Annotated in this window: 21 protein-coding genes and 1 tRNA gene; 9 read left to right on the top strand and 13 right to left on the bottom strand. The window is 55.9% G+C overall.

Going from position 1 to position 25,633, the window contains the following annotated elements; translation table 11 throughout:
* Positions 1-25: 25 nt before the first annotated feature.
* From mraY to K3729_08275, 8 genes are all read right to left on the bottom strand, one after another.
* Positions 26-1,108, bottom strand: coding sequence for a phospho-N-acetylmuramoyl-pentapeptide-transferase (mraY, locus tag K3729_08310; GenBank protein UWR00753.1), 1,083 nt, complete (start codon positions 1,106-1,108; stop codon positions 26-28).
* Positions 1,109-2,560: a UDP-N-acetylmuramoyl-tripeptide--D-alanyl-D-alanine ligase gene (murF, locus tag K3729_08305; protein UWR00752.1), complete on the bottom strand. Its 1,452-nt coding sequence runs from the start codon at positions 2,558-2,560 to the stop codon at positions 1,109-1,111.
* A complete protein-coding gene (locus K3729_08300; GenBank protein UWR00751.1) occupies positions 2,557-4,065 on the bottom strand; it encodes a UDP-N-acetylmuramoyl-L-alanyl-D-glutamate--2,6-diaminopimelate ligase in 1,509 nt (502 codons plus the stop codon). The genes murF and K3729_08300 overlap by 4 nt, the downstream gene beginning before the upstream one ends.
* Positions 4,066-4,080: 15 nt before the next feature.
* Positions 4,081-5,865, bottom strand: a complete 1,785-nt coding sequence (locus K3729_08295; GenBank protein ID UWR00750.1) for a penicillin-binding protein 2 — start codon at positions 5,863-5,865, stop codon at positions 4,081-4,083.
* A complete protein-coding gene (locus K3729_08290; protein ID UWR00749.1) occupies positions 5,862-6,224 on the bottom strand; it encodes a cell division protein FtsL in 363 nt (120 codons plus the stop codon). The genes K3729_08295 and K3729_08290 overlap by 4 nt, the downstream gene beginning before the upstream one ends.
* Positions 6,224-7,207 (bottom strand): 16S rRNA (cytosine(1402)-N(4))-methyltransferase RsmH, encoded by a 984-nt coding sequence (gene rsmH, locus K3729_08285; protein ID UWR00748.1) that lies wholly within the window; start codon positions 7,205-7,207, stop codon positions 6,224-6,226. Before rsmH ends, K3729_08290 begins: the two co-directional genes overlap by 1 nt.
* Before the next feature lie 5 nt (positions 7,208-7,212).
* Positions 7,213-7,707: a cell division/cell wall cluster transcriptional repressor MraZ gene (locus K3729_08280; protein UWR00747.1), complete on the bottom strand. Its 495-nt coding sequence runs from the start codon at positions 7,705-7,707 to the stop codon at positions 7,213-7,215.
* 656 nt (positions 7,708-8,363) lie between these two features.
* A complete protein-coding gene (locus K3729_08275; GenBank protein ID UWR00746.1) occupies positions 8,364-9,449 on the bottom strand; it encodes an Mrp/NBP35 family ATP-binding protein in 1,086 nt (361 codons plus the stop codon).
* Between the two features lie 253 nt (positions 9,450-9,702).
* Between K3729_08275 and K3729_08270 the strand changes: the two genes are divergently transcribed.
* Positions 9,703-9,915, top strand: coding sequence for a DUF1127 domain-containing protein (locus tag K3729_08270; protein ID UWR00745.1), 213 nt, complete (start codon positions 9,703-9,705; stop codon positions 9,913-9,915).
* A 329-nt stretch (positions 9,916-10,244) separates the two neighbouring features.
* On the opposite strand, the gene K3729_08265 is transcribed toward K3729_08270, so the two are convergent.
* Positions 10,245-11,600, bottom strand: a complete 1,356-nt coding sequence (locus tag K3729_08265) for a methyl-accepting chemotaxis protein (protein UWR00744.1) — start codon at positions 11,598-11,600, stop codon at positions 10,245-10,247.
* A gap of 112 nt (positions 11,601-11,712) precedes the next feature.
* On the opposite strand from K3729_08265, the gene K3729_08260 reads away from it, so the two are divergent.
* On the top strand, positions 11,713-12,312 hold the full coding sequence (locus K3729_08260; protein UWR00743.1) for a LysE family translocator: 600 nt from the start codon (positions 11,713-11,715) through the stop codon (positions 12,310-12,312).
* Here the strand turns inward: K3729_08260 and K3729_08255 are convergent.
* Positions 12,309-14,702, bottom strand: coding sequence for a UvrD-helicase domain-containing protein (locus K3729_08255; GenBank protein UWR00742.1), 2,394 nt, complete (start codon positions 14,700-14,702; stop codon positions 12,309-12,311). The genes K3729_08260 and K3729_08255 overlap by 4 nt on opposite strands.
* Before the next feature lie 154 nt (positions 14,703-14,856).
* Between K3729_08255 and K3729_08250 the strand changes: the two genes are divergently transcribed.
* Positions 14,857-15,984, top strand: a complete 1,128-nt coding sequence (locus tag K3729_08250) for an alpha-hydroxy-acid oxidizing protein (GenBank protein ID UWR00741.1) — start codon at positions 14,857-14,859, stop codon at positions 15,982-15,984.
* A gap of 3 nt (positions 15,985-15,987) precedes the next feature.
* Here the strand turns inward: K3729_08250 and K3729_08245 are convergent, their stop codons facing one another.
* Positions 15,988-16,881 (bottom strand): NAD(P)-dependent oxidoreductase, encoded by an 894-nt coding sequence (locus tag K3729_08245; GenBank protein ID UWR00740.1) that lies wholly within the window; start codon positions 16,879-16,881, stop codon positions 15,988-15,990.
* A gap of 99 nt (positions 16,882-16,980) precedes the next feature.
* Here K3729_08245 and K3729_08240 point away from each other — a divergent pair, with 99 nt between their 5' ends.
* Complete coding sequence (locus tag K3729_08240) at positions 16,981-17,730, top strand: SDR family oxidoreductase (protein UWR00739.1); 750 nt, start codon at positions 16,981-16,983, stop codon at positions 17,728-17,730.
* 43 nt (positions 17,731-17,773) lie between these two features.
* On the opposite strand, the gene K3729_08235 is transcribed toward K3729_08240, so the two are convergent.
* Entirely contained in the window at positions 17,774-18,829 is a 1,056-nt protein-coding gene (locus K3729_08235) for a hypothetical protein (GenBank protein UWR00738.1), read from the bottom strand.
* Positions 18,830-18,941: 112 nt separating this feature from the next.
* Here K3729_08235 and K3729_08230 point away from each other — a divergent pair, with 112 nt between their 5' ends.
* From K3729_08230 to K3729_08210, 5 genes are all read left to right on the top strand, one after another.
* Positions 18,942-19,958: an AraC family transcriptional regulator gene (locus K3729_08230; GenBank protein UWR00737.1), complete on the top strand. Its 1,017-nt coding sequence runs from the start codon at positions 18,942-18,944 to the stop codon at positions 19,956-19,958.
* Positions 19,959-20,035: 77 nt separating this feature from the next.
* The gene (locus K3729_08225) at positions 20,036-23,479 is read left to right on the top strand and encodes a pyruvate carboxylase (protein ID UWR00736.1); all 3,444 of its coding nucleotides are present in this window, start codon (positions 20,036-20,038) and stop codon (positions 23,477-23,479) included.
* 158 nt (positions 23,480-23,637) lie between these two features.
* On the top strand, positions 23,638-24,024 hold the full coding sequence (locus K3729_08220) for an MAPEG family protein (GenBank protein ID UWR00735.1): 387 nt from the start codon (positions 23,638-23,640) through the stop codon (positions 24,022-24,024).
* Positions 24,021-24,416 carry a VOC family protein gene (locus tag K3729_08215; GenBank protein UWR00734.1) on the top strand — a complete coding sequence of 132 codons (396 nt, stop codon included), beginning with the start codon at positions 24,021-24,023 and terminating at the stop codon, positions 24,414-24,416. Before K3729_08220 ends, K3729_08215 begins: the two co-directional genes overlap by 4 nt.
* A 303-nt stretch (positions 24,417-24,719) precedes the next feature.
* Positions 24,720-24,794, top strand: a tRNA-Gly gene (locus tag K3729_08210).
* Positions 24,795-24,875: 81 nt separating this feature from the next.
* On the opposite strand, the gene K3729_08205 is transcribed toward K3729_08210, so the two are convergent.
* Positions 24,876-25,577: an alpha/beta hydrolase gene (locus K3729_08205; protein ID UWR00733.1), complete on the bottom strand. Its 702-nt coding sequence runs from the start codon at positions 25,575-25,577 to the stop codon at positions 24,876-24,878.
* Positions 25,578-25,633: the final 56 nt, after the last annotated feature.

Below are 25,633 nucleotides of genomic sequence, written 5' to 3'. Positions count from 1 at the left end.
ATTGTGCACGCAAATCACAAGCGGTTTAGCGGACTTTCAGCGTCGCCAAACCGATCATCGCGAGGATTAACGAAATGATCCAGAATCGGATCACAATCGTCGATTCCGCCCAGCCCTTTTTCTCGTAATGGTGATGGATCGGGGCCATCAGGAAAACGCGTTTCCCAGTCGCTTTGAAGTACAGCACTTGGATGATCACAGACAGCGCCTCGACCACAAACAGGCCGCCGACAATTGCCAAAACGATCTCGTGTTTTGTGGCCACAGCAATCGCCCCCAAAGCGCCGCCAAGTGCCAGCGATCCTGTGTCGCCCATGAACACCGCAGCGGGTGGCGCGTTGTACCAGAGAAAGCCCAAACCGCCGCCAATTAGGCCAGCGCAGAAGATCAGAATTTCACCTGAATCAGGCACATAATGCAGACCAAGGCTTTCCGAGAAATCGACCCGACCCACAAAATACGCAATGATTCCAAAGGTTCCCGCCGCGATCATAACCGGCATAATCGCCAAACCGTCCAACCCGTCCGTCAGGTTGACCGCGTTCGCAGCGCCCACAATCACGATGACTGCGAACGGGACAAACAGGAACGACATGTTGAACAAAAGATCTTTGAAGATCGGCACGGCAAGCTGGTTCGACAGTTCAGCCGGATGGAAATACGCCGCCCACAGGCCCGCAATTGCGGCAATCAGGAAGCCAAGACCAAGACGCACACGCCCCGACACACCAGCCGTGTTTTGCTTGGATACTTTTGCATAATCGTCGGCAAAACCAATCGCCGCGTATGACAGCGTCACAAACAAAACCATCCAGACATAGGGGTTATCCAACCGCGCCCAAAGCAGCGTAGACGTGGTTAACGCGCCCACAATCAGCAAACCGCCCATCGTTGGCGTCCCAGCTTTGACAAAATGCCCCTCAGGACCATCTTCGCGGATCGGCTGGCCCTTGCCCTGACGCTTACGCAGGACGTTGATCAATGGCAGGCCAAAGATGAAACCGAATGTCAGCGCAGTCAGGAACGCACCGCCCGCACGGAAGGTGATGTATCTGAAAAGGTTGAAAAAATCACCGCCATCAGATAGGGCCGTTAGCCAATATAACATTTAAACTCGTCCTTCTTGGTCGGTTTTTGATTGCGCAGCATCGCGATGCCCCAGTTTACGGATCGCGTCAACGACAAGGCTGACTTTGCTGCCTTTTGACCCTTTCACAAGGATCACATCGCCCGCGTCCACTAGCGTGTTGGCAATCGCAGCCACATCCGCAGCGGTTTCGCGCCATTCGCCGCGTTGCTCTTCGGGTAACGCATCCCAAAGATGTTTCATCCGCGGCCCAGCACAATGCACCACGTCCAAAGATTGAAGATGCTCATTTTCGCTCAGATCGCGGTGATTGGCGGTTTCATCAGGGCCCAGTTCCAGCATATCACCCAGCACGGCAATGCGCCGGCCTTTGATGATACGCCCCACATTATCAATGGGTTGCGTCGCGGCCAGCACTTCTAGTGAAGCTGTCATGGACGTTGGATTGGCGTTAAAGGCGTCGTCGATCAGGTCAATCGTGCCGTGTTCGATACCGCTGTCAATCGTCACAACTTCACGGGTGCCGCGCCCTTCAACGGGTGACCATCCCGCGATGGAAAGTGCGGCTTGCATCGGGTCAGCACCAAGCGCTTTAACCGCCGCCAAAACCCCAACCGCATTCATCGCAAAATGACGTCCAGGGACAGAGAGCTTGAAAAGATAATCTTCCCCTGCGCCGTGTGCTTGAATCACCGTTGCATCAGGTGTGATCCGTACGTCATTGATTTTCCAATCACTTTGCGCACCATGGCCGAACCAGACGCCAGTGTTCTCGCCCAGATGATCCCGCAGCACATGCGCCGTTTCGATATCGCCGTTCAAAATTGCGATGCCACCGGACTGCAGCCCGTCCATGATCGACGCTTTTTCAACGGCGATGCCGGACAGGTCTTCAAACGCTTCCAAATGTGCCGCCGCCACGGTGGTGATCATTGCCACATGCGGCTTGGCCATCTTGGACAGCGGCGCGATTTCGCCCGGATTGCTCATCCCGATCTCGATGATCGCGTAATCCGTGTCGGCTGGCATCCGCGCGAGCGTCAGCGGCACGCCCCAATGGTTGTTGTAAGACGCGACAGAGGCGTGGGTCTTGCCCTGTGCCTCTAACACGATCCGCATCATTTCTTTGGTGGACGTTTTGCCGACGGATCCGGTGATCCCAATCACGCGGGCATTCGTGCGGGCGCGTGCCGCGGCCCCAAGCTGTTCCAACGCGACCAAAACGTCGGACACAATCAGTAAAGGCGCGTCGTCTGCGACACCTTCAGGGCGATGTGTGACAAGTGCTGCTGCCGCCCCTTTGTCCAACGCCATCGCGACAAAGTCATGCCCGTCGCGGACGTCCTTCAGGGCAACGAACAAGTCGCCTTCTTGGATCGTGCGGGTGTCGATTGAAACGCCGTTGGCCACCCAGTCTGTTGTGGTCTTGCCACCCGTCGCTGCGGCTGCATCCGCAGAGGTCCAAAGCGTCATATCTTGCCCTCCAAGGCCGCGACAGCGACGCTGGCTTGTTCCACATCGTCAAACGGCAAAACGGTATCGCCGACAGTTTGGCCGCTTTCGTGGCCCTTACCCGCGATCAACAACGCATCACCAGGTGCCAGCGAATCGACGCCGCGCAAAATCGCCTCTGCCCTGTCACCGATTTCAGTCACAGAAGGCGTCCCGACGCCGTTCAATGCGCCAGCCATGACAGCGGCACGAATGCTTGCGGGGTCTTCGGAACGCGGGTTGTCATCAGTCACAATCACCACATCTGCATGCTGGGCCGCAGCAGCCCCCATCAATGGGCGTTTCGATGTGTCACGGTCGCCACCAGCCCCCACAATGACCACGATGCGGCCCATCACGTGCGGGCGCATTGCTTTCAGCGCGGTCGAGACAGCATCCGGCGTATGGGCATAATCAACGAACACGGCAGCGCCGTTATCACGTGTCGCTGCCAGCTCCATCCGGCCACGCACGGTTGTCAGTTCTTGCAGCGCGTCAATCACATCGTTGGGTTCAGACCCCGACGCGATGCATAGCCCTGCGGCCAGCAAAACGTTTTCGGCTTGGAACCCGCCGATCAGATCAAGGCGGGTCTGGTAACGGGTGCCCTGCCATTTGAACAACACATCTTGGCCAACAGAATCAAACCGTTGCCCGGTCAATTGCAATTGCGCGTCAGGGTGACGGCCAACGCCGATGACTTCCTGGCCGCGCGATGTGCACAGGCTTGCGACCTCGTCGCCTTTGGGATCATCAAGGTTCACGACCGCGACGCCATCTTCGGACAATACGCGTGTGAACAGACCCATTTTGGCTTCAAAGTAAGCTTCGAATGTTTCGTGGTAATCAAGGTGATCTTGCGTGAAGTTCGTAAACCCCGCCGCCGACAGCATCACCCCATCAAGGCGGCGCTGATCAAGCCCGTGCGACGATGCTTCCATCGCGGTGTGCGTGATACCGTTGCGGGCTGCGTCGGCCATGACGCGGTGCAGTGTGATCGGTTCAGGTGTTGTGTGGCTGAGCGGATATGTCCACGATCCTTCGACGCCCGTTGTGCCAAGATTGACGGCCGAACAGCCCATGATTTCCCAGATCTGACGACAGAAGGTCGAGACGGATGTTTTTCCGTTTGTTCCGGTTACCGCCACGACATTCGCAGGGTGCGGGCCAAACCAGAGTGACGCGGTCTGGGCCAATGTCTGACGTGGGTCTTGGGCAACGATCAATGCGGCATCTGATTGCGTCAGAACCTCTGCCGCTAGCGCTGCCCCGTCCTGATCCGTTAAAATGGCCGCTGCACCGTCGGCCAACGCTTTTCCAATGAAGGACGCGCCATGCACTTTCGCACCCGGCAATGCCGCAAACAACATGCCAGGCAAAACCGCCCGACTATCAACCGTGAGGCCTGTAATATCTGCTTCGCGGCCACCGGCGGCACGCAGCCCCAAGCTTGCAAGCGACGCCGCCTGATGTTGTTGACTGCCCATGTCCGACCCTCAGTATTAGTTTGAGGTCAGTGTTACACCAACGGGCTGGAGGGTTTCAATCTCTGGTCTGAGGCCAAGCAGCGGTGCGACACGGCGGATCATCTCTGCAGCGACAGGTACAGCGGTCCAACCAGCCGTGCGGCGTGGTTTATCGCCTGAATTTTCAGACGGTTCATCCAGCGTCACAATCAGAACATAGCGCGGGTTGTCAGCAGGGAACACGCTGGCGAAGGTCGAAATCACCTTGTCATCGTAGTAACCACCGCCATTTTCGCGCGGCTTGTCCGCTGTTCCTGTCTTGCCGCCCACTTCGTAGCCCAAAACTTCGCCAAAGGACGCTGTTCCGCGTTCAACCACAGCCCGCAACATGTCGCGGGATGCGCGAGATACACGTTCACTGACGATACGTTCACCGTTTTGCGGGTGATGTTGACGCAGCAATGTCGGCTCAACCTTCGTACCGCCGTTCAAAAGCGACGCGTATCCAGCGGCCAAATGCAGCGGTGACGTCGAAATGCCGTGCCCGTAAGAGATTGTCATCGTTGAGATTTCAGACCAGTTACGCGGTAGTAATGGCGCACCTGACGGCGCTTCAATCATTTCCACAGGCGTGGCTTCTAAGAAGCCGAGTTCACCCAGGAAATCGCGTTGACGGGTGCCACCTAATTGCAATGCAATGCGAGCGGTGCCGATGTTGGACGACTTCACGATGATGTCCGTTGCGGACAATTGCGCCCCGTAGTCGTGGAAATCGCGGATGCGGAAACGACCCCACGTTAGCGGACCTTTAGTATCGATCATCGTGTTCGCGTTGATCAAACCAAGTTCCATGGCCTGTGCTACCGCGAAGATTTTGAATGTCGAGCCGAGTTCATACACCCCCTGCACCGCGCGGTTAAACAATGGGCTGTCTGATTGATCGCCCGTCAACAAAACCTGCGGGCGGTTATTAGGGTCGAAGTCCGGCAAAGACGCCATCGCGATGATTTCGCCTGTGTGCACGTCCATCAATACGGATGCAGCACCTTTGGCGTTCATCAACGTCATACCGCCGTGCAACACTTCTTCGGTCGTGGCCTGCACGGTCAAATCAAGCGACAGCTCCAGCGGCGCACCTTCGCTTGCCGGATCGCGTAGGAAGTTGTCGAATTGACGTTCAACGCCTGCGACACCAATCACTTCGGCACTAGCCACGCCTTCACGCCCGTAGGACGCACCACCGAGGATGTGTGCGGCGACAGGACCGTTTGGATAGAGCCGCATTTCACGCGGACCGAACAACAACCCCGGAGAGCCGATATCGTGGACCTGCTGCATTTGTTCAGGACTTAACTGTCTGCGGACCCACAGAAATTTGCGCGACCCTGTGAAGTCTTCGAGCAGTTCTTTTTCGTCCATTTCAGGGAAAATGGCGGCAAGCTGCGTCGCTGCGTTTGCAGGATCAACCATGTCTTGCGGGTGGGCATAAAGACTGAATGTTTCAAGGTTCGTGGCCATGATCCGCCCGTTGCGGTCCACAATATCGGACCGTTGGCCGATAATCGGGTTGCCGTTGGCAACCGCGCGCGGTTCTTCCGCGACGGTGCCCGCAAGCGTGCCCATGCGCAGACCAATCGTCATAAACGCCACGAAGAATGCAGCCCCAAGAACAAGCAAACGCCCTTCGGCGCGCATTCGTGCCTGATCAGCCATTTCTTCATGACGCAGGCGGATGTTCTCTTTTTCAATCGCTTTCGTGTCTTCGCCCTGATCACGGGCTTTGAGAATACGGGCAAGCGGGCGCAGGGGCGTGCGGATCATAGCGGATCCTCGTCGGTTGGTTCTGGAACGTAGTTGTTGACGTCAATCGGATCAGTGATCGGCAGGATTTCCGGCAATGGATAAATGATGTGGTCAACCTGACCGAATGCATCCGGCATCAATGGTAGAAGGCCAAGACGTTCATAATTCAGCTCAGCCAGATCACGCAGGCGGTCCGGACGGTTCAGGTAAGCCCATTCCGCGCGCAACATGCCGATACGTTCATGCGCCGCACCAATTTCGCGGTGCAACTTGCGGACCTCGGAAATCGCATCACGGGTTTTGTAGTTCTCTTGATATGACCAAAACCCCAGCGCCATCACCATAATGGCCCCCACAAACAACATGAGCCCCCGCATCACCGTTTTCCCTTTTTCTTCTTCATTGGCATCCCCAAGTCCGCTGGATCAATGTCCGCCGCCGGAACGTCTGTTCTGGTGGCCACGCGCAGTTTCGCGGAACGTGATCTTGGGTTTTCAGCTAATTCTTGTTCATCCGGCCCGATGGCCTTGCGCTTTGTCACCTTAAAGGCAGCAGCAATTTCTTCGGTCGCGGGCGCGTAGCGGTTTGCATTGGCCATGCCGCCGCCACGGGCCTGCAGGAACCGTTTGACCATGCGATCTTCGACTGAATGGAAGGTCACGACAGCAAGCTGCCCGCCAGGCTTGAGCGCACGTTCAGCGGCCATAAGGCCCTCTGCCAGCTCACCATATTCGTTGTTCACCGCAATCCGTAGCGCTTGGAACGTCCGCGTCGCGGGATGCGATTGACCGGGCTTTGAACGTGGCAAACAGCCTTCAACGATCTTTGCCAATTCCAGCGTTGTTTCCAACGGACGCGCCGCGACGATGGCTTTGGCAATGCGACGCGATGCGCGTTCTTCGCCATACAGGAAGATAATGCTGGCGATTTCTTCTTCATCATAGGTGTTGCAGATGTCGGCTGCAGACAGCCCGTCCTGCGACATACGCATATCCAAAGGTCCGTCGCGCATGAAAGAAAAGCCACGTTCGGCCAAATCCAACTGCATCGACGATACACCCAGATCCAGCACGATCCCGTCCAGATCAGACGCATATTCGTCGAGCCGTGAAAACACACCCTCAACCAACTCAATCCGGTCGCCGAAATCTTTGGTCCACGGTTCGGCCAATTCAAACGCCAATGGATCGCGATCCACACCGATCACTTTATCCGCGCCGGCGGCCAGCAATTCACGTGTGTACCCCCCCGCCCCGAACGTGCCATCCAGCCAAACGCCAGAGACAGGTGCGACCGCTTGGATAAGCGGCCGGATCAGGACAGGAATGTGAGGGTCGTTTTGGTCTGCGGCAGCTGACATATTCTTTATCCGTCCAACAGGCTGAGCGGATCAAAGTCGTCGCCCTGCCCTTCAAGCCAATCGGCCATGTTATCGCCGACTTCCTCGGTATAGGTTTCGGCTTTCCAAATCTCGAAGTGATCACCAAGGCCGCTGAAATACAGCTCACCGTCTTTCAGGCCAAGTTTCTGGCGCTGCTTGATGGGCATGACAGTGCGACCATCCTTATCAACGTCCAGCTTGATGGATTGACCGATAAACAGCCGGGACAGGCGTTTTTTCGCGTCAGACCCACGAGGCAATGCGTTGATTTGATCGACGACCTTATTGAACTCTTCCACGGTGTAGCCGTGCAGTTCGTTTTTCAGGTGATCGCCATAAAGAAGATACATGCGGGGAGATAGGCCAGTGGTCCATTCGGGATCGCCAGCCTCAAGCACACGACGAAAATCAGCAGGGATCGACATGCGTCCCTTGCTGTCCACCTTTTGGGTGTGTTCGCCTGTAAAACTCAAGACCACTGTCCCTTGGTCCTCTCTGATGTGCCCAAATCGGCGTTAGATGTGAAAATGGCGAACTGAGCTGCTGCCACTGCTCAATTCGCCACCTTCTGCCCTTATCGGGCTCGTCCAGCTGCGCGCGCCACCTGGGGGGATGTCTGCTCGCTCGCGCGCCGGATCTCTTCGTTCGGTAATGACGAGGCCTGTATGAAACCTGCTTTTGCCGGTGGGGTTCTTTTTCGCCCCTTGTTGTCATGTTCTCGTCGTTGCCGTGCTTATGTTGTGACCTATGTTCGCCCACCGATCAACACCTTTTTGGGATTTCATGGAACCATATGATGTTTTTCGAACACCCCAAAAACAACATATAGTATGCAGTGTTTCGTGGGAGGTAACATTCGCGTCAGTTAATAAAGGATAAATTCCGAATTAAGGTTATCCACAACGGCATATATTGTGGTACACAAAATTCCCATTTTTTTTGAGTTTGTTTGCTTGATAGACATTTCAAAGCGCCGATTACCTCGGATCGGGTGTCGTATTTGATGCGAATCTTATCGAATCCCAAATCTGTCCACTTAGATTCCATAATTTCCCAGACGCCCCATGAATTCCCAGAATCTAAAAACCCCCGCCTGACGCGAGGGTTTTCTATTTCGATTACTTTGGCAGTCCGGTTACGCCATGCCACCGTCAATGAAACGCCGCGCCAATTGACGGTACGCTTCGGCCATCGGGCTGTCTCCCGCCGCAATTGGCGTTCCTGCGTCGCCCGCCAGCCGCGTGTCCAAATCAATCGGCAACGCGCCAAGCATCGGCACGCCGATCTTCTCGGCCTCAGCTGCTACGCCACCGTGACCAAAGATATGGCTTTCGTGACCGCAATTCGGACAATGGAATGTCGACATGTTCTCGATCAGGCCAAGGACAGGCGTGTTGAGCGACTTGAACATATCAAGCGCTTTACGCGCATCCAGCAGCGCCACATCTTGCGGCGTGCTGACGACAACTGCGCCAGTTAGTTCCGTCTTTTGGCACAATGTCAGCTGCACATCGCCAGTTCCGGGCGGCAGGTCGACAATAAGAACGTCAAGCTCGCCCCATTCCACCTGCCCCAGCATCTGCTGCAAGGCGCCCATCAACATAGGACCGCGCCAAACGACAGCCTTGTCAGGGTCTACCATCAGCCCAATCGACATCATCGTCACGCCATGCGCTTTGAGTGGTATAATAGTCTTGCCGTCTGGCGAACCGGGGCGCTGATTGACGCCCATCATGCGCGGCTGGCTCGGACCATATATATCAGCGTCAAGCAAACCGACGCGACGCCCCTCTTTGGCAAGCGCCACGGCAAGGTTCGAAGAAACGGTCGATTTACCCACACCGCCTTTGCCAGACCCGATCGCAAGGATACGGTCGACACCCGTTACCTTCGCAGGACCAGCCTGCGGTGTTGGGTGACGTCCGACCTTCAACGCTGGCGGTTCACCTTTCGGTGCCGCCGCTGGCGTCGCAGGTCCGTGCGCCGTCAAGACAACAGACACGCTTTCAACGCCGGACAGATTTGACACAACCGCCTGTGCGGCAGTTCGGACGCCGCCCATGCGGCTTGCTTCTTCTGGAGTCGGTGCTTCGATCACGAAACGGACGGTACTACCTTCTATTGTCAACGCCCGTACCATGTCGCGCGCAACGATAGATTCGCCGCCCGGCAACGTAACTGCGCCCAATGCGCCTAAAACTTGGTCACGTGTGACTGACATCGCTCTGCCTCTTTCTGAAAATTGCACAATCTAGAAGCCTGTTTCACAGATTTGAGGCAATTCGCAAGACAACGCGGGCCCCCTAAGACAATTTGTGACAGGTTCAAGACAATAGGTCAGGAATGCTCATGCATTTTCTGCATAGCAGCAATGCCGATTTGAATATTGTGCAGATGCAGCAAAATCCCACATAACAGTCACAACAGAAAGAACGGCACCTCCCGCCGAACGACGCAAACGAAAGACGAAGACGATGGCATTTATCACTGAGAACCGCACTGCGACAGTAACACTTGCAGACCGCGCAACAGCGCTTTTCGCGAACATCAGCGAAGCATACGCGCAGCGCAAGTTGTACAAAACAACATACAACGAACTTCAGTCCCTCACAAACCGTGAGCTGGCTGACCTCGGCATCCACCGCTCCATGATCAAGCGGATCGCACTGGACGCAGCACAGAAATAATCGCATTCGGATCACTTCTCTCCTCCCAGAATGAATGATCCGATATCCCCGGTCTACTTCCTCCCAGATATGACCGGGACACTTGAAGGACCGACGACATCCACCTCCTCCCGGATGTCGTCGGACACCTCAAAAAACAGATTTTCGGCGATGTCACCTCCTCCCGACTAGCCGAGATAGAGCGGTCCAGCCCACCTCCTCCCGGGTTAAGCCGCTCTCGTCGCCTACACCACACCTCCTCCCGTGGTCGTGGGCACAAATAAGAGAACCGCAGCGCCCACCTCCTCCCGGGCACTGCGGTTTTTTTACGTCTTGTCGACAGGTCAAACCTAAGCGGTTCGGCGAAACACCATTTCCGTATCTTGATTGTGAGATTGGTCGTTGACCTGTGACGCTTGAAAGAAGCTCACCAATTCCCGTAGTTTTGTAGCCCCCTGCGCAAGCTTTGCTGCACTGTGCGCACTCTGATCCGCCAACGCTGCGTTCTTTTGGGTCGTGTTATCAATTTGCGACGTCGCTGCGTTTACCGCAGCCAGTCCTTCTGACTGCTCTAATGCAGCCTGTGAAATCTCTTTGATGTTTGTCACAACCTGATCCAGTTCATTCCCGATCAGCCCCAAAGATGCGCCTGTTTGATCAACCAGATCAGACCCAGACGCGACATTTGCATTACTGCGTACGATCAGTTCCGAAATATCGCGTGCCGCTTCTGCGGTGCGTTGTGCCAAAGCGCGAATCTCGCTGGCGACAACGGCGAACCCCTTGCCAGCATCACCGGCCCGCGCAGCTTCGATCCCCGCATTCAGCGCCAGTAGATTCGTCTGGAAAGAAATGGAATCGATGACTTCAATGATTTTCCCGATTTCACCTGACCCGTCTTTGATTTCCTGCATTGCGGCAATCGCATCAGACACGACGCGTGTTCCTGTGCCGGAATTGCCGGCTGCCTCTTGGGCGAATGACGTCGCCTGTTGTGCATTCAATGCGGTTTGCTGCACAGCACTTGATATTTCTTCAAGCGTTGCGGCGGTTTCTTCCAAGGTGGCCGCTTGCGCTTCACCGCGGTGCGCCAAATCTTGTGCGTTGCGCGCAATCTCGTTTGATTCGGTTTCCAACCCGCGGGACACGCTGTTGATGGAACTGACCAGCTGTTCCAGCCGGTCCATTGTCGCGTTGAATTGCGCATTAATCGGCGCAAACAGCGGCAATGTCGCAGCTGGTAACCGCACGGACAGATCCCCGTCTGACAAAGACTGCAACCCATTGGACAAATCCGTTGTCGCCTGCCGCTGCGCTGTCACATCTGTTGCGACCTTAACAATGCGAACAACCTGACCGTTTTCATCAAAGACAGGATTATAGTACGCCTTGATCCAGACGGCCTGACTGGATTTTGTCAGCCGCCGAAATTCGCCTTCGTGAACGTCACCTGCGCGCAAAGTGGCCCAGAAATCCCTGTACCCAGCGCTTTGCGCGAATGACGGTTCCACAAATATGCTGTGCGGTTTCCCGACGACGTCCGCCGGATCATAGCCCATGAGATTGCAGAAATTACTGTTGGCCTCAATAATTGTGCCATCCGTTTCGAACCAGATCACGGCCATGACCCGATCAACGGCCACACGCAGACCTTCAGGCCAGGATTTCTGTGCTACCGTCGCCGCCGATCTCAATCGCAACATCATGTCCGTCCTATACTGATCATAAGCTGGCAGAATGAGGCTTCACTGTTGAGAAATCCTTAACTTGCAACATCGCGGCTCGCCATTGCCTTGCATGTCGGCTTAGTGTGCCCGAATGACCCAAGAAATTCTGATCGCCCTGATGACATTCTCCTTCGTCAGCTCCATTACCCCCGGTCCAAATAATCTTATGTTGATGGCATCTGGTGCGAATTTCGGACTGCGCCGCACAATCCCGCATATGTTGGGAATTTCGTTGGGCCACGCATTTATGGTCACGATGGTCGGCGTCATTCTGCTGCAGGTTTTTGTCACCTATCCGGTATTAAACACGGTCCTAAAGGTGCTGAGCGTTGGCTACATGGTCTGGCTCGCATGGAAAATCGCAAATGCGGTACCGCCCGAGGCGAAATCGGTCACCGGATCACCCTTTACGTTTATGCAGGCGGCCGCTTTTCAATGGGTGAACCCGAAAGCGTGGTTCATGGCGATTACAGCCATTAACAACTACGCCCCGCAAGAAAATGGGGTCTGGGTTGGTGCCCTGACTGTCGCCGCAATCTTTGCCGCAACGAACCTACCATCGGTATCAGTCTGGGCGTGGCTGGGCGTGCAAGTCAGGCGCTTGTTGCGTACGCCGCGCCGGTTGCGCAGCTTCAACATCACGATGGCCGTACTATTACTACTGTCGCTCTACCCTGTTTTGACCCACTAGAACGGCACATCGTCCGCTTGAGCCGCATTCACGACAAAGCGCGCCACGACGTGTTTGGAACCGGCTTTGTCAAATTCGATCTCAAGCTTGTCGCCCTCAATCCCCATGACTTCGCCGTACCCAAATTTCTGATGGAACACGCGGTCACCGGTTGTGAATGCGCTGACGGCGTCCAGATCAATCGTCATGTTCTTGGCAGCAGCGGGCTGGGCCACACCGCGTTGTTGGCTACGCGTTTGCAACCTGCGCCAACCGGGTGAGTTATAGACGTCAGCGTTCGCGGCCTTGTCATGCAGGTCCGACCCCATTGCGGCTTGGGTCGCGGGCGATGCGCTCGCGGCCATGCCAGCCGCCCCAAATCCGCCGCCGTACAGACCCGGTGGGGTTAGAACGTCGACGTGGTCCTCTGGCAATTCGTCAATGAACCGCGACGGCAGCGCCGACTGCCACTGACCATAGACACGCCGGTTCGCAGCAAATGAAATCGTACAAATCTGTTCAGCACGGGTGATGCCGACGTAGGCCAAACGGCGTTCTTCTTCGAGCCCCTTGACCCCGCTTTCATCCATCGACCGTTGCGAGGGGAACAATCCGTCTTCCCAACCGGGCAAGAACACAGCCGGAAATTCGAGCCCCTTAGCGGCGTGCAGCGTCATGATGCTGACTTTCTCGCCCTGCTCTTCGGTCTCGTTATCCATGATCAGGCTGACGTGTTCGAGAAACCCTTGCAGATTCTCGAAATTCTCAAGCGCTTTGACAAGTTCCTTGAGGTTTTCCAACCGCCCCGGTGCTTCAGGCGTTTTGTCGTTTTGCCAGAAGCCTGTGTAGCCCGATTCATCAAGGATCATCTCGGCCAATTCAACATGTGTGTCGGCCTCGGCCATCACTTGGGCATGCCAACGGTCCAAGCCATCGACCAAGATCGTCAGTTCTTTCAGTCCCTTACCGCCAAGTCGTTTTTCCTGAACACAAATACGCGCGCCTTCAACCAGTGACACGCCACTTTCACGCGCAGCCATCTGGATCGTCTGCACAGCTTTGTCGCCAAGGCCGCGCTTGGGTGTATTCACGATACGTTCGAACGCCAGATCATCATCTTGTGACACGGCGAGCCGGAAATAGCCCATGGCATCGCGGATCTCGAGCCGTTCATAGAAACGTGGCCCGCCGATGACGCGGTACGGCAGGCCGATCGTCAAAAAGCGATCTTCGAATGCACGCATCTGATGCGACGCACGGACCAAAATCGCCATGTTGTCGGGGCTGATCTTATCCAGACCACGTGTGCCGCGTTGCATCGCCTCAATCTCTTCGCCGATCCAGCGCGCTTCTTCTTCGCCGTCCCAATGGCCGATCAGGCGCACCTTTTCGCCGTCTTCTTCGGCGGTCCATAGCTCTTTGCCCAATCGTCCCTTGTTGCCCGCAATCACGCCAGACGCAGCAGCAAGGATATGCGGGGTGGATCGGTAGTTTTGTTCCAGCCGGACCACGACAGCGCCGGGGAAATCTTTTTCAAACCGCAGGATGTTGCCGACTTCGGCACCGCGCCAGCCGTAGATCGACTGATCGTCATCACCGACGCAACAGATGTTCTTGTGTTTGCTCGCCAACAACCGCAGCCACAGATACTGGGCCACGTTGGTATCTTGATATTCGTCCACCAAAATATAGCGGAACCAACGTTGATATTGATCTAGGATGTCTTGGTTCTGCTGAAAGATCACAACCATATGCAGCAGGATATCGCCAAAATCGACCGCATTCAGATCTTTAAGACGTTGCTGGTAGGCGGCATAAAGCGCCACCCCTTTGTGATCAAACGCCCCGCCATCAGCGGCAGGAATATTGTCTGGCGTCAGTGCTTTGTTTTTCCAGTTGTCGATGATCCCTGACAACATGCGCGGCGGCCAGCGTTTTTCGTCAATGCCATCGGCGCGGATCAATTGTTTGAGCAGACGCAGCTGATCATCCGTATCCAAAATCGTAAAGTTCGACTTCAACCCGACCAATTCCGCATGGCGCCGCAACAGTTTAGCACAAACCGAATGGAACGTGCCCAACCATGGCATGCCTTCGACGGCCTCGCCCATCATTTGACCCACACGATTCTTCATCTCGCGGGCAGCCTTGTTGGTAAACGTCACCGCCAAAATCTCGTGCGGCCGCGCAGTCCCCGTCGCCAGCAAATGACCAATCCGCGTGGTCAACGCTTTCGTCTTACCCGTGCCAGCACCAGCCAGCATCAACACAGGACCATCCAACGCCTCAACCGCTTCGCGTTGGGCAGGGTTCAACCCGTCCAGATAAGGCGCACCGCGACTGGCCATCGCACGCTGGGACAAAGGAACGGACGCTGCCTCGAAGGCATCTTCATCGGAAAAATTGCTCATGCCGCATGTTACCGCGAATCCGTACACGTTAAAACCCTAATGTTCGCGGTCTGTTCTGCAGGTTTTACATCTTCGCGACCTTCCGCTTTCATCTGTCCAAAACAACTCACCTGAACGCTTGCCCCAAACGCGCCTTCCCCCATACGGTACCGCCATGAGCCACGATCGTTTTCCCGCCATTTCCGACCTAAAAGCCCGTGCCCAGCGCCGTATTCCACATTTCGTTTGGGAATATCTGGACAGTGGCACAGGGACAGAGGCCACGTTGAAGCGTAACCGGAAAAAGCTGGACGACGTCCTGTTCCAACCTTCGATCCTGCACGGCGTGTTTACACCAGACTTGTCGACGACGTTTCTTAACCGAGAATATCCGCTGCCGTTCGGAATCGCCCCCGTGGGTATGTCGGGCCTGATTTGGCCGGGTGCGGAACAGATGTTAGCACGGACCGCCGCGAAAGAAGCGATCCCATACACGATTTCAACGGTCGCAACCCAAACGCCAGAGGACGTCGCAGATCATCACGGCGGTCAGGGCTGGTTCCAGATTTACCCCCCAAGTGACGCGGGTATTCGCGCAGACATGCTGAAACGTGCGAAAGATGCTGGATTTCATACGCTTGTGATGACAGTCGACGTGCCGGTCGCATCACGCCGCGAACGCCAAACACGCGGTGGGCTTCAACAACCGCCGCGCCTGACGCCGCGCTTGGCGATGCAGGCAGCGCGTTGTCCTGCGTGGCTGGATGGCATTCGCAAGATCGGCATGCCCCGCATGAAACTAATGGACAGTTACGCCGAACAAACGACAAGGCTGCCTTCAAACCAGCACGTGGGTTATCTGCTACGCACGTCTCCTGATTGGGACTATGTCGATATGTTGCGGGCTGAATGGGATGGGCCGCTGATTATCAAAGGGGTGTTGGACGCTAACGATGTCACAGCGCTCGCGGCGAAAGGGGTTGATGCGATCTGGATCAGCAACCACGCGGGCCGTCAATTTGATGCGGCTCCCGCGACAATCGAGGTGCTGCCAGCGATCCGCGCAGCGACCGATCTGCCAATTATCTTCGACAGCGGCGTGCAAGGCGGTCTCGATATCATGCGTGCGCTCGCACTGGGGGCGGATTTTGTCATGCTGGGCCGTGCGTTTCATTACGGCCTAGGTGCTATGGGCGAACCGGGGGCCGCCCATGTCGTTGATATTCTGCGCCAAGATATGATCGCCAACATGGGCCAGATCGGTGCGCGCCGTCTCGCCGAACTGCCCGACCGTGTGATCTAGGCGTTAGCTACGCTTCACACCGTTTCGTTTGGCGACGTAATCCACCAGATGCGGGACGTAGTTTTCGGGACCATCGCCCCCATCTGCATGTGCCATGGCAAGGCTGTTCTTGATCGCATTCCCAACGGGGTTCGCAAGGTTAACGCTATCCGCCATCGCCTCGAGATACCGCATGTCTTTCAACGCATTGGTAATCGTAAACTTATGGGCCTCCGCGTTACCTTCGACCGCATATCCCATGAACGTCTGATAGAACCCGCAGTCCATCCGGCTACCGCGGATCACGCTATCGAACTGATCCGTCGTGATCCCAACCTTTTCGGACAGTGCCAGTGCTTCGGAATACATTGCCGCATAGCCCATCGCGAGCATGTTGTTGAGCAGCTTCATCTTATGCCCAGCGCCGACGTCGCCCATGTGCACGATTGTATCGGCCCACGCATCAAGCACCGGTTTGATCCGCGCAAATGTGTCTTCAGACGCCCCAACCATTGTCGCAAGTTCCCCTGCTTCGGCCTGCACGGGTGTGCCGCCCAATGGCGCGTCGGCCATAAAGCATCCTTTTTCTCCCAATATTTCTGCGAGTTTCGCAGTGGACGTTGGATCAGACGTCGAACAATCCACAATGACACTGCCCTCTGCCAAAGTCGGCAAAAGCGCCATGACGATGGCTTCGACCTGCGGCGAACCCGGTGCGCAGATGTGGATGATTGAAGCGGCGGTCGCGAGAGCGGCGAGGTTGCTGGCCTCCTGCGCGCCCTGCCCGACCAGATCGTCCACTGGCCCTCTGTTCCGGTGCGCGATCACATGCACTTCGAACCCAGCGCCCAAGATGTTCTTGGCCATCCCATGCCCCATCAGGCCTACGCCTACGAATCCAACAACGTCCTGTGCCATTTAGTCATTTCCTCCAACCCATTTGAGATGACTGTGCCCCTGCTGGTTCTATCCCGCAACCTGTTCTAGGGTTTGCACAACATTTGAGGAGGATCACCCATGCCAGAGTTCGCGACCTACCCTAGTTTGCGCAACAAACCTGTTCTTGTCACAGGCGGCGCAAGCGGAATTGGTGCCATGACCGTCGCCGCATTTGCCGAACAAGGTGCCAAGGTCGCATTCCTTGATCGTGATGCAGACGCCAGTGCAAAGGTCGCCGCAGAAACAGGGGCTGCCTACGCCCTATGCGATTTACGCGACATCGCGGCCACGCAGACCGCGATCGCAGAACTGGCATCGCAAGTGGGGGATTTCCTTGTGCTTGCCAATAACGCCGCCCGCGATGATCGTCATGATTGGAAAGACGTCACTCCTGAATATTGGGACGAACGTATGGATACGAACCTGCGCCATATGTTCTTCACGATGCAAGCTGTCGCCCCCGGCATGATTTCTGCGGGTGGCGGGTCGATCATCAACCTTGGTTCGAACAGCTGGTGGGAAGCCGTCGGGAATTTCCCCGCCTATGCCACTGCAAAAGCCGCCGTACATGGCCTGACCCGTACGATGGCCCGCGATTTGGGGCGTGATCGTATTCGTGTGAATACGGTCGTTCCCGGATGGATCATGACAGAGCGTCAAAAAGAGCTATGGACGACGCCAGAAGCGCTTGAAAACCATAAGCAATCGCAATGCCTGCCCGACCTCATTGATCCGGTTTACGTCGCCCGCATGGTTTTGTTTTTGGCATCGGATGACGCGGCGATGTGCACTGCAAGCAACTATATGGTGGAAGCCGGCTCTATATAGTCTGACGCGAGCAGCGGTTTGATCCGCTGCCCGCTACGTTCACCTAAGCGTCTTCGGCAAAAACGTCTGCCAAGAACTGCCCCGCTGCGTCTAAAACCTCGCCATGGATCACATCGCGATGGCGCAGCCCCCAATCGGAACAGATATTATCATCACCCATCAGCGCCGTTGCCGCTTTCCCGATGATCCCGCAAGTTGGCAGAAAGCTGAAATGGGCCGCCTCGGGTATCCAGACATGCGCGGCGTCCGGCAGTTTTGTACCAAGATGGGATGCATCCACCGCATGCGGTATCGTATCTGCCGTCCCCAAGCCAATCGTCATGACGGGCAGTTCCATTGCGGCCAGACCATCAGCTGTCATCGCCTGTGTCAGAGCCGGATCAATGGCGAGAACCGCGTCGATCCTTGGGTCAGTCCAATCCGCTTCGTAAAGCTTGGCATCAATCGCGTCGAAATCGACACCTGCTGCGTTCATCCAGTCACAGTCAGGTTTTTCCACGGGCTGTGCGCAATACCGGATAAAGGCGTCTTTTGACAATGCAGCCCCACCCAAAGATAATGCAGCCGCACCACCCAATGAAAAACCGACAGCAGCAACCCGATCCATATCCGCAGCTAGTTCCCCCAAAGCGCCAGTCTCTAACGCATCCAATGCTGCCGTCAGATCACGCGTCCGTTGCCAGAGCATGGGCGTCTGATGCGGGTCACTGTCGCGTGACATGGTGCCTTGATGGTTCGTCGACACAACGATGATCCCATGTGCGGCCATGGCCGATGCGAACCATCCGGTTTGGACTGCTTTGCCACCCGACCCGTGTGAAAAGATCACGACAGGATGCTCACCTGACAGTGCGGGTGCGTCTAGCTGCGCTTCAAACCCATCGAACAACGCGTTTTCTGCAAAAGTTTCGGACACCACAGCGCTGTCCGTCGGGTACCAAACGTGCACCTCGATTGGTGCATCGCGATGCGGCGCCGTGATGGATTGGACGGTATACCCCTGTGCTGCAGCTGCATTCTGCGTATCGCTCGCCAAAACAATTGCCGCGCCAGCTACCGTCGCTGCGGTGCATATCCCAAGTGTCATCGTGTGTCTCATGTCTGCGTCCTTTCCTGTGACATTGATCCAGCAATTGCCTACACCTTAGAAAAATACGTCCTGAAACCGCATTCAGGTCGTCCGCAAACCGATTTCAGGACTAAATTGTCTCATGATTAACCTTCCCCTACCCGTTGTTGTGAGCCTGATCCTTTGCTTTGTCCTTGTGCGGGGCTGGCTGACTGGTGTGGCACGACCTTTGTTAATCCTGCTGGCACTTTGTGCGGCACAGGCGATGATTGCGACCTTGAACGATATCGTCACCAATCCGTTTCTGGTTAATCTGCAAGTCGCCAACGCGAGCCTGATCGCCGCCATGGCATGGGTTGCTTATGTGACGACAACCCAACGTCCTTACGCACGCAAGTGGGATGAACTTCATTTGGTGGCCGGCCCCGCAATCATGCTTGTGATCGCGAACGTGCTGCCAATGGCTTTGGACAGCCTTCTGGCGCTTTGGTTCGCTGGACACGGGATCGCGATACTAAGGTCAATTTCGAAAGGACCGGACGCCTTACCGAATGTCCCGCTTGAAAGCACCGAAACAGCCCGCAAGTTATGGATGGGCACGGCGCTGACGTTGCTGGCGACTGCGGCCATTGATGTGTTCATTTTCGGGGCTGTGATCGCGGGCTTCGGTGACTTGGTGCCATTCATTGTCAACATCATCTCTGCGGTCGTCTTATTGTGTCTCGGTCTGATCGGCTTGGCGCAACCGGTCACGCATACGGTCGAACACGCCCCGCCGCCAACAACACCAAAACCAGCCGATGAAGAAGCGACCGCACTTTTCGCTCGTGCGACGGCGTTGCTTGAATCCGAAAAGCTGTATCTTGATCCGGACCTCAATCTGACCCGCCTCGCGCACCGCCTGCACGTACCAGTGAAAAAACTGTCGGCCGCCATCAACCAAAGCACTGGCGAAAACGTGTCGCGTCTCATCAATGGCTACCGCATCCAAACGGTCTGCGCGGATATTTCCAACGAAAACGTGCCAATCACGCAAGCCATGTTTGCTGCGGGATTTTCAACGAAGTCGAATTTCAACACTGAATTTCGCCGCGTGACTGGGCAATCCCCGCGCGAATGGCTGCAAAACCGCAAAAATAGCGCCGCAATGCAGCGTTAGCGCAAACTACGCAGTTATACGAACTTTACAAAGGCCGTTTTGTAACTAATGGTGCCGCAACTGCGAAAGGGACGACCATGACTGACTTCAAAAAAATTCTCATTGCGAACCGCGGCGAAATCGCGATCCGCATCATGCGCGCGGCAAACGAGATGGGAAAGAAGACGGTCGCGGTTTACGCCGAAGAAGACAAATTGGGCCTGCACCGGTTCAAGGCGGACGAGGCATATCGGATCGGTGAGGGCCTTGGTCCCGTCGCCGCCTACCTGAGCATCGAAGAAATCATCCGCGTCGCAAAGATGTCAGGTGCCGACGCGATCCACCCGGGTTATGGCCTGCTGTCCGAGAACCCTGAATTTGTAGATGCCTGCGAAGCCAACGGCATCACCTTTATCGGCCCAAAGGCTGCGACAATGCGGATGTTGGGCGACAAAGCCTCTGCACGTAACGTGGCCGTTGATGCGGGCGTTCCGGTTATTCCGGCCACGGATGTGCTTGGCGACGATATGGACGCGATCAAAAAGGAAGCCGCAGAAGTTGGCTATCCTTTGATGCTGAAAGCCTCATGGGGTGGCGGCGGTCGCGGCATGCGTGCCATCAATTCTGAAGAAGAGCTTGAAGAAAAGGTTCTTGAAGGCCGTCGCGAAGCAGAAGCTGCATTCGGCAACGGCGCTGGTTTCTTGGAGAAGATGATCGTGCGGGCCCGTCACGTCGAGGTCCAAATTCTCGGCGACAGCCACGGCCAGATTTACCACCTGTGGGAACGCGATTGTTCGGTTCAGCGCCGGAACCAAAAGGTAGTCGAACGCGCCCCTGCCCCGTATCTGTCAGGCACCCAGCGCGAAAAAATCTGTAATCTCGGCAAGAAAATCTGCCAGCACGTGAACTACGAATGTGCCGGTACGGTCGAATTCCTGATGGATATGGACAGCGGCGAATTCTACTTCATCGAAGTAAACCCGCGCGTTCAGGTGGAACACACCGTGACCGAAGAAGTCACAGGCATCGACATCGTCCGTGCCCAAATCCTGATCGCTGAAGGCAAATCTTTGGTCGAAGCAACTGGTTGCGCGTCCCAGTACGACGTTCAACTTGATGGCCACGCGCTGCAATGCCGCGTGACAACCGAAGATCCGCAAAACAACTTCATTCCCGATTACGGTCGCATCCAAATGTACCGTTCGGCGACGGGTCCGGGCATCCGTCTTGACGGCGGCACCGCATATTCAGGTGCAGTCATCACACGCTACTACGACTCTTTGCTGACCAAAGTGACCGCCCGCGCGCCCACACCGGAAATGGCAATCGCCCGCATGGACCGCGCCCTGCGCGAATTCCGTATTCGCGGCGTGTCGACCAACATTGCGTTTGTGGAAAACCTGCTGAAGCATCCAACCTTCTTGTCCAATGAATACCACACCAAATTCATCGACGAGACGCCAAGCCTGATGGATTTCAAAAAGCGCCGCGATCGAGCTACGAAAATCCTGACATATGTTGCTGACATCACGGTAAACGGACACCCCGAAACGGCTGGTCGTCCGCGCCCTGCCGCCGATGTGAAACCACCAAAACCACCGGTGAAACCATCACTTGAGGTCGTGCCCGGCACACGCAACATTCTGGACGATTTCGGTCCGGAAGCGGTGGCCAACTGGATGCGCGATCAGAACCAATTGCTGATCACCGACACCACAATGCGTGACGGTCACCAGTCCTTGCTGGCCACACGCATGCGGTCGATCGACATGATCAACGCGGCCCCTGCTTATGCACAGAAAATGAATCAATTGTTCTCTGTAGAATGCTGGGGCGGTGCGACGTTTGACGTGGCCTACCGGTTCTTGCAGGAATGCCCATGGCAGCGGCTGCGCGACATCCGTGCGGTGATGCCAAACATCATGACGCAAATGCTTTTGCGGGCGTCCAACGGGGTTGGCTACACCAACTACCCTGACAACGTCGTGCAAGAATTCGTGCGCCAAGCCGCTGACTCTGGCGTTGACGTGTTTCGCGTGTTTGACAGCCTCAACTGGGTTGAAAACATGCGCGTCGCGATGGATGCGGTTGGCAAGTCCGGCAAAGTCATCGAAGGCACGATCTGCTACACAGGCGACATGCTGGACCCTGATCGGGCGAAATACGACCTGAAATACTACATCGGCATGGCCAAAGAACTGGAAGCGGCGGGCGCGCATGTGCTTGGTCTGAAAGACATGGCTGGCCTGTTGAAGCCAGCCGCTGGTCGTGCGCTGGTTAAGGCGTTGAAAGAAGAGGTCGGCCTGCCGATCCACTTCCACACGCACGATACCTCCGGTGCTGCAACAGCAACCGTTCTGGCCGTATCAGATGCGGGCGTGGATGTTGTGGATGCGGCGATGGACAGCTTTTCCGGCAACACATCCCAGCCAACACTTGGGTCTATCGTTGAGGCGCTGAAAGGCACCGAACGTGATACAGGTCTTGATGTGAAAGCGATCCGCGAGATTTCAAACTATTTTGAACAGGTCCGCGAACATTACAAAGCCTTCGAATCCGGTCTGCAAGCACCAGCATCCGAAGTCTACCTGCACGAAATGCCAGGAGGTCAGTTCACTAACCTCAAATCACAAGCACGGTCCTTGGGTCTGGAAGAACGTTGGCACGAGGTCGCACAGACCTATGCAGACGTGAACCAGATGTTCGGCGATATCGTCAAAGTGACGCCGTCTTCCAAAGTTGTGGGTGACATGGCTTTGATGATGGTGAGCCAAAACCTGACACGCGCGGATGTTGAAGACCCGAAAACCGACGTCGTCTTCCCTGATTCTGTTGTGGACATGATGAAGGGCTCGCTTGGTCAACCACCGGGTGGCTGGCCAAAGGGAATCCAGAAGAAGGTGCTGAAGGGCGAAAAGCCGTCGACAGACCGTCCCGGCCAGCACTTGGCCCCTGTTGATCTGGATGCAACCCGCAAGGAGCTTAGCGATTTGCTGGATGGACGTGTCATTGATGACGAAGATCTTAACGGCTACCTGATGTACCCGAAAGTCTTCCTTGATTACATGGGTCGCCACCGGACATATGGTCCCGTGCGCACATTGCCGACCAAAACGTTCTTCTACGGCATGGAACCGGGCGAAGAAATCGCGGCGGAAATCGATCCGGGCAAGACGCTGGAAATCCGCATGCAGGCAGTGTCCGACATGAACGAAGACGGCGAAGTTAAAGTGTTCTTCGAACTCAACGGTCAACCACGGACAATTCGCGTGATGAACCGTCTCGCCGCGTCTGAAAAAGTGCAGCGTCCAAAGGCTGAAGCGGGCAACGCAGATCACATCGGGGCACCAATGCCGGGTGTGGTGGCAACCGTCGCTGTTTCCGCAGGTCAAAAAGTCAAAGAAGGCGATCTGCTGCTGACCATCGAAGCGATGAAAATGGAAACCGGCATCCACGCAGACCGCGGCGCGACCATCAAAGCGGTTCACGTGGCGGCTGGCGGTCAGATCGACGCCAAAGACCTGCTCGTCGAACTTGAATAAATCCAATCGGCAGCGGGGCATGGTCCTCGCTGCCTTTCTTTTGGCCGCAAATATCCTGGGAGTTTGAGGGCAAAGCCCTCACATTTTTCATCAGAAAAATACCTAGCCGCGCATGATCCGGCCCTATAGCCTGCGATGACATATCACAGGACATAAAAATGCTTCCCATCACATCGCTCTACGTGGGCCTTCTGACCCTCATCTTTCTGGCGCTATCGTACCGCGTTATCTTTTTCCGGCGTGCCAATCGCGTCTCGCTTGGCGATGCGGACAGCAAAGATCTGCGCCAACGGGTGCGTGGTCAGGCGAACTTTACCGAATACACACCGATTGGCCTGATCATCCTGGCCTGCGTCGAACTGCAAGGTGCCCCAGGTCTGGCGGTTCATATCCTTGGTCTGATGCTGTTTGCGGGTCGATTGCTGCACGCCATGGCGTTCTGGGTGCACCCGATGAATTTTACCTACCGAACATACGGCATGATCCTGACCACATTGATGCAGGCCGTTGGCGCTGTCGGTCTGGTTCTGCATAGCCTACTATGACGAAACATCTTTCCATGCTCGCGATCCTCGTGCCCGACTACGACGCGGGGATCGCATTCTTTGTTGGCACGCTTGGCTTTGACCTGCTGCAAGATGACAAAATTGATGAAGAAAAGCGGTGGGTCCGCGTCGGCCACCCGGACAACCAAACCAATTTCCTGCTGGCACGCGCTGTGGGCGACCAGCGCGATTGCATCGGCAAACAAGGCGGCGACCGCGTTTGGCTTTTTCTTGAGACGGATGACTTCGCAACTGATCATGCGGCGATGGTGGCAAATGGCGTCCATTTCGAAGAAACGCCGCGTGTTGAACCCTACGGGACCGTTGCCGTCTTCCAAGACCCGTTCGGCAATCGCTGGGATCTCATCGAATTTGCGCAAGCTGCGGATTAATTTCGAGAAAATGCATCTTGGGTCGAATTTTTTTGGCCCAAGATTCGCAAAATAGCCCCCTGTTTCAAACACCCTCGGCCAGCGATTCACGCGACCACGGTATCATCGCACCACAGGGCGATCGATCTTGCTGCCGTGATGTGTAAAATTTGCACTGCCTCGGATGCCCCAACAAAAATCTGCGGCCCTAAACGCCCTATAAATAAGAGCTTCCCGCGCAAATTTGGAAAAATGTGAAATCAGTGTAATTTTGGTCTTGCGGCCATCCGCAACACCCCTTAAATCCCCCCTTACCAACAGGAAGCGGGCGTAGCTCAGGGGTAGAGCATAACCTTGCCAAGGTTAGGGTCGGGCGTTCGAATCGCCTCGCCCGCTCCAAGTTGGATACTCACCTACCCAGTGAGTGTCACGATAGGGTCGCCTTCGGGCGGCCCTTCGTCGTTTCGGGGACCAATCTTTTCAAGCACTTAACGCGAATGGTTGTGACTGCCGCCCAAGCAGTCCAATGGACCGATGCCGGATCAAAGCAGCCAAGCGGTCCGGTGCATCTAAGGGCACCGCGTGACCGCAGTTCGCCCAAACTTCGACTTTTGCGCGTGGCAGACGCCGTTTCACCGTTTGCAGGAAACATGCGGTGGGCGTTGTGTAATCCGCGTCCCCGATGACAAACGTGATCCGGTCTTGAAGATCGACCAAACGCGGATCGTCCCAGAAAGATTGCGCCGCTGATTTGTACTGCCGCAACCGTTTGATCTGTGCCCTGCTTTCAAGCAACCCGTGCACTTGGGCCGTTGCGTGCTGTAGAAACGCAGCTTCGCCTTTGATCGCACCATGTTGGACGTAAAGACCCTTGATCCACTGACGTACGAACGCTTTGCGTAACGGTACCATCCCGCGACTGTAATCAAACGGCGGGGCCGTCAGGATCAATTGATCGTCGTCGCCCGCCAATGCAACAGCCAAGCCGCACCCGATGGAATTGCCGACCCGCACCGTTGGTCGCAGTCCCGCATCGCGGAGGTCATCGACAACATCGCTATAGTCTTGATCCAGAAACGGAATATCTGGCGCGTGGCACCGTCCGACGCCATTCTCAAGCCGCGCAGCGACCTGCGAAAAATGACGGTGGTCCCCGATCAGACCGTGGTAAAAGTGGATCATGACGCAATCCTTTGTATCTGGAATGCCGTCACCCTAAGACAGCCGACGCATCCGCC

Source organism: Rhodobacteraceae bacterium S2214, assembly GCA_025141675.1.
Classification (GTDB): Bacteria; Pseudomonadota; Alphaproteobacteria; order Rhodobacterales; family Rhodobacteraceae; genus Yoonia.
Note: the sequence above shows the minus strand (reverse complement) of the source record. Positions and strands in the feature narration are given on the sequence as shown.

Bases quoted from the DNA above. Each gene is read 5' to 3' on its own strand.
- K3729_08235 (UWR00738.1), bottom strand. From the start codon at position 18,829: ATGAGACACACGATGACACTTGGGATATGCACCGCAGCGACGGTAGCT.
- K3729_08205 (UWR00733.1), bottom strand. From the start codon at position 25,577: ATGATCCACTTTTACCACGGTCTGATCGGGGACCACCGTCATTTTTCG.
- K3729_08240 (UWR00739.1), top strand. From the start codon at position 16,981: ATGCCAGAGTTCGCGACCTACCCTAGTTTGCGCAACAAACCTGTTCTT.
- mraY (UWR00753.1), bottom strand. From the start codon at position 1,108: ATGTTATATTGGCTAACGGCCCTATCTGATGGCGGTGATTTTTTCAAC.
- murF (UWR00752.1), bottom strand. From the start codon at position 2,560: ATGACGCTTTGGACCTCTGCGGATGCAGCCGCAGCGACGGGTGGCAAG.
- K3729_08265 (UWR00744.1), bottom strand. From the start codon at position 11,600: ATGATGTTGCGATTGAGATCGGCGGCGACGGTAGCACAGAAATCCTGG.
- K3729_08215 (UWR00734.1), top strand. From the start codon at position 24,021: ATGACGAAACATCTTTCCATGCTCGCGATCCTCGTGCCCGACTACGAC.
- K3729_08300 (UWR00751.1), bottom strand. From the start codon at position 4,065: ATGGGCAGTCAACAACATCAGGCGGCGTCGCTTGCAAGCTTGGGGCTG.
- K3729_08255 (UWR00742.1), bottom strand. From the start codon at position 14,702: ATGAGCAATTTTTCCGATGAAGATGCCTTCGAGGCAGCGTCCGTTCCT.
- K3729_08295 (UWR00750.1), bottom strand. From the start codon at position 5,865: ATGATCCGCACGCCCCTGCGCCCGCTTGCCCGTATTCTCAAAGCCCGT.
- rsmH (UWR00748.1), bottom strand. From the start codon at position 7,207: ATGTCAGCTGCCGCAGACCAAAACGACCCTCACATTCCTGTCCTGATC.
- K3729_08250 (UWR00741.1), top strand. From the start codon at position 14,857: ATGAGCCACGATCGTTTTCCCGCCATTTCCGACCTAAAAGCCCGTGCC.
- K3729_08245 (UWR00740.1), bottom strand. From the start codon at position 16,881: ATGGCACAGGACGTTGTTGGATTCGTAGGCGTAGGCCTGATGGGGCAT.
- K3729_08275 (UWR00746.1), bottom strand. From the start codon at position 9,449: ATGTCAGTCACACGTGACCAAGTTTTAGGCGCATTGGGCGCAGTTACG.
- K3729_08290 (UWR00749.1), bottom strand. From the start codon at position 6,224: ATGCGGGGGCTCATGTTGTTTGTGGGGGCCATTATGGTGATGGCGCTG.
- K3729_08270 (UWR00745.1), top strand. From the start codon at position 9,703: ATGGCATTTATCACTGAGAACCGCACTGCGACAGTAACACTTGCAGAC.
- K3729_08260 (UWR00743.1), top strand. From the start codon at position 11,713: ATGACCCAAGAAATTCTGATCGCCCTGATGACATTCTCCTTCGTCAGC.
- K3729_08225 (UWR00736.1), top strand. From the start codon at position 20,036: ATGACTGACTTCAAAAAAATTCTCATTGCGAACCGCGGCGAAATCGCG.
- K3729_08230 (UWR00737.1), top strand. From the start codon at position 18,942: ATGATTAACCTTCCCCTACCCGTTGTTGTGAGCCTGATCCTTTGCTTT.
- K3729_08220 (UWR00735.1), top strand. From the start codon at position 23,638: ATGCTTCCCATCACATCGCTCTACGTGGGCCTTCTGACCCTCATCTTT.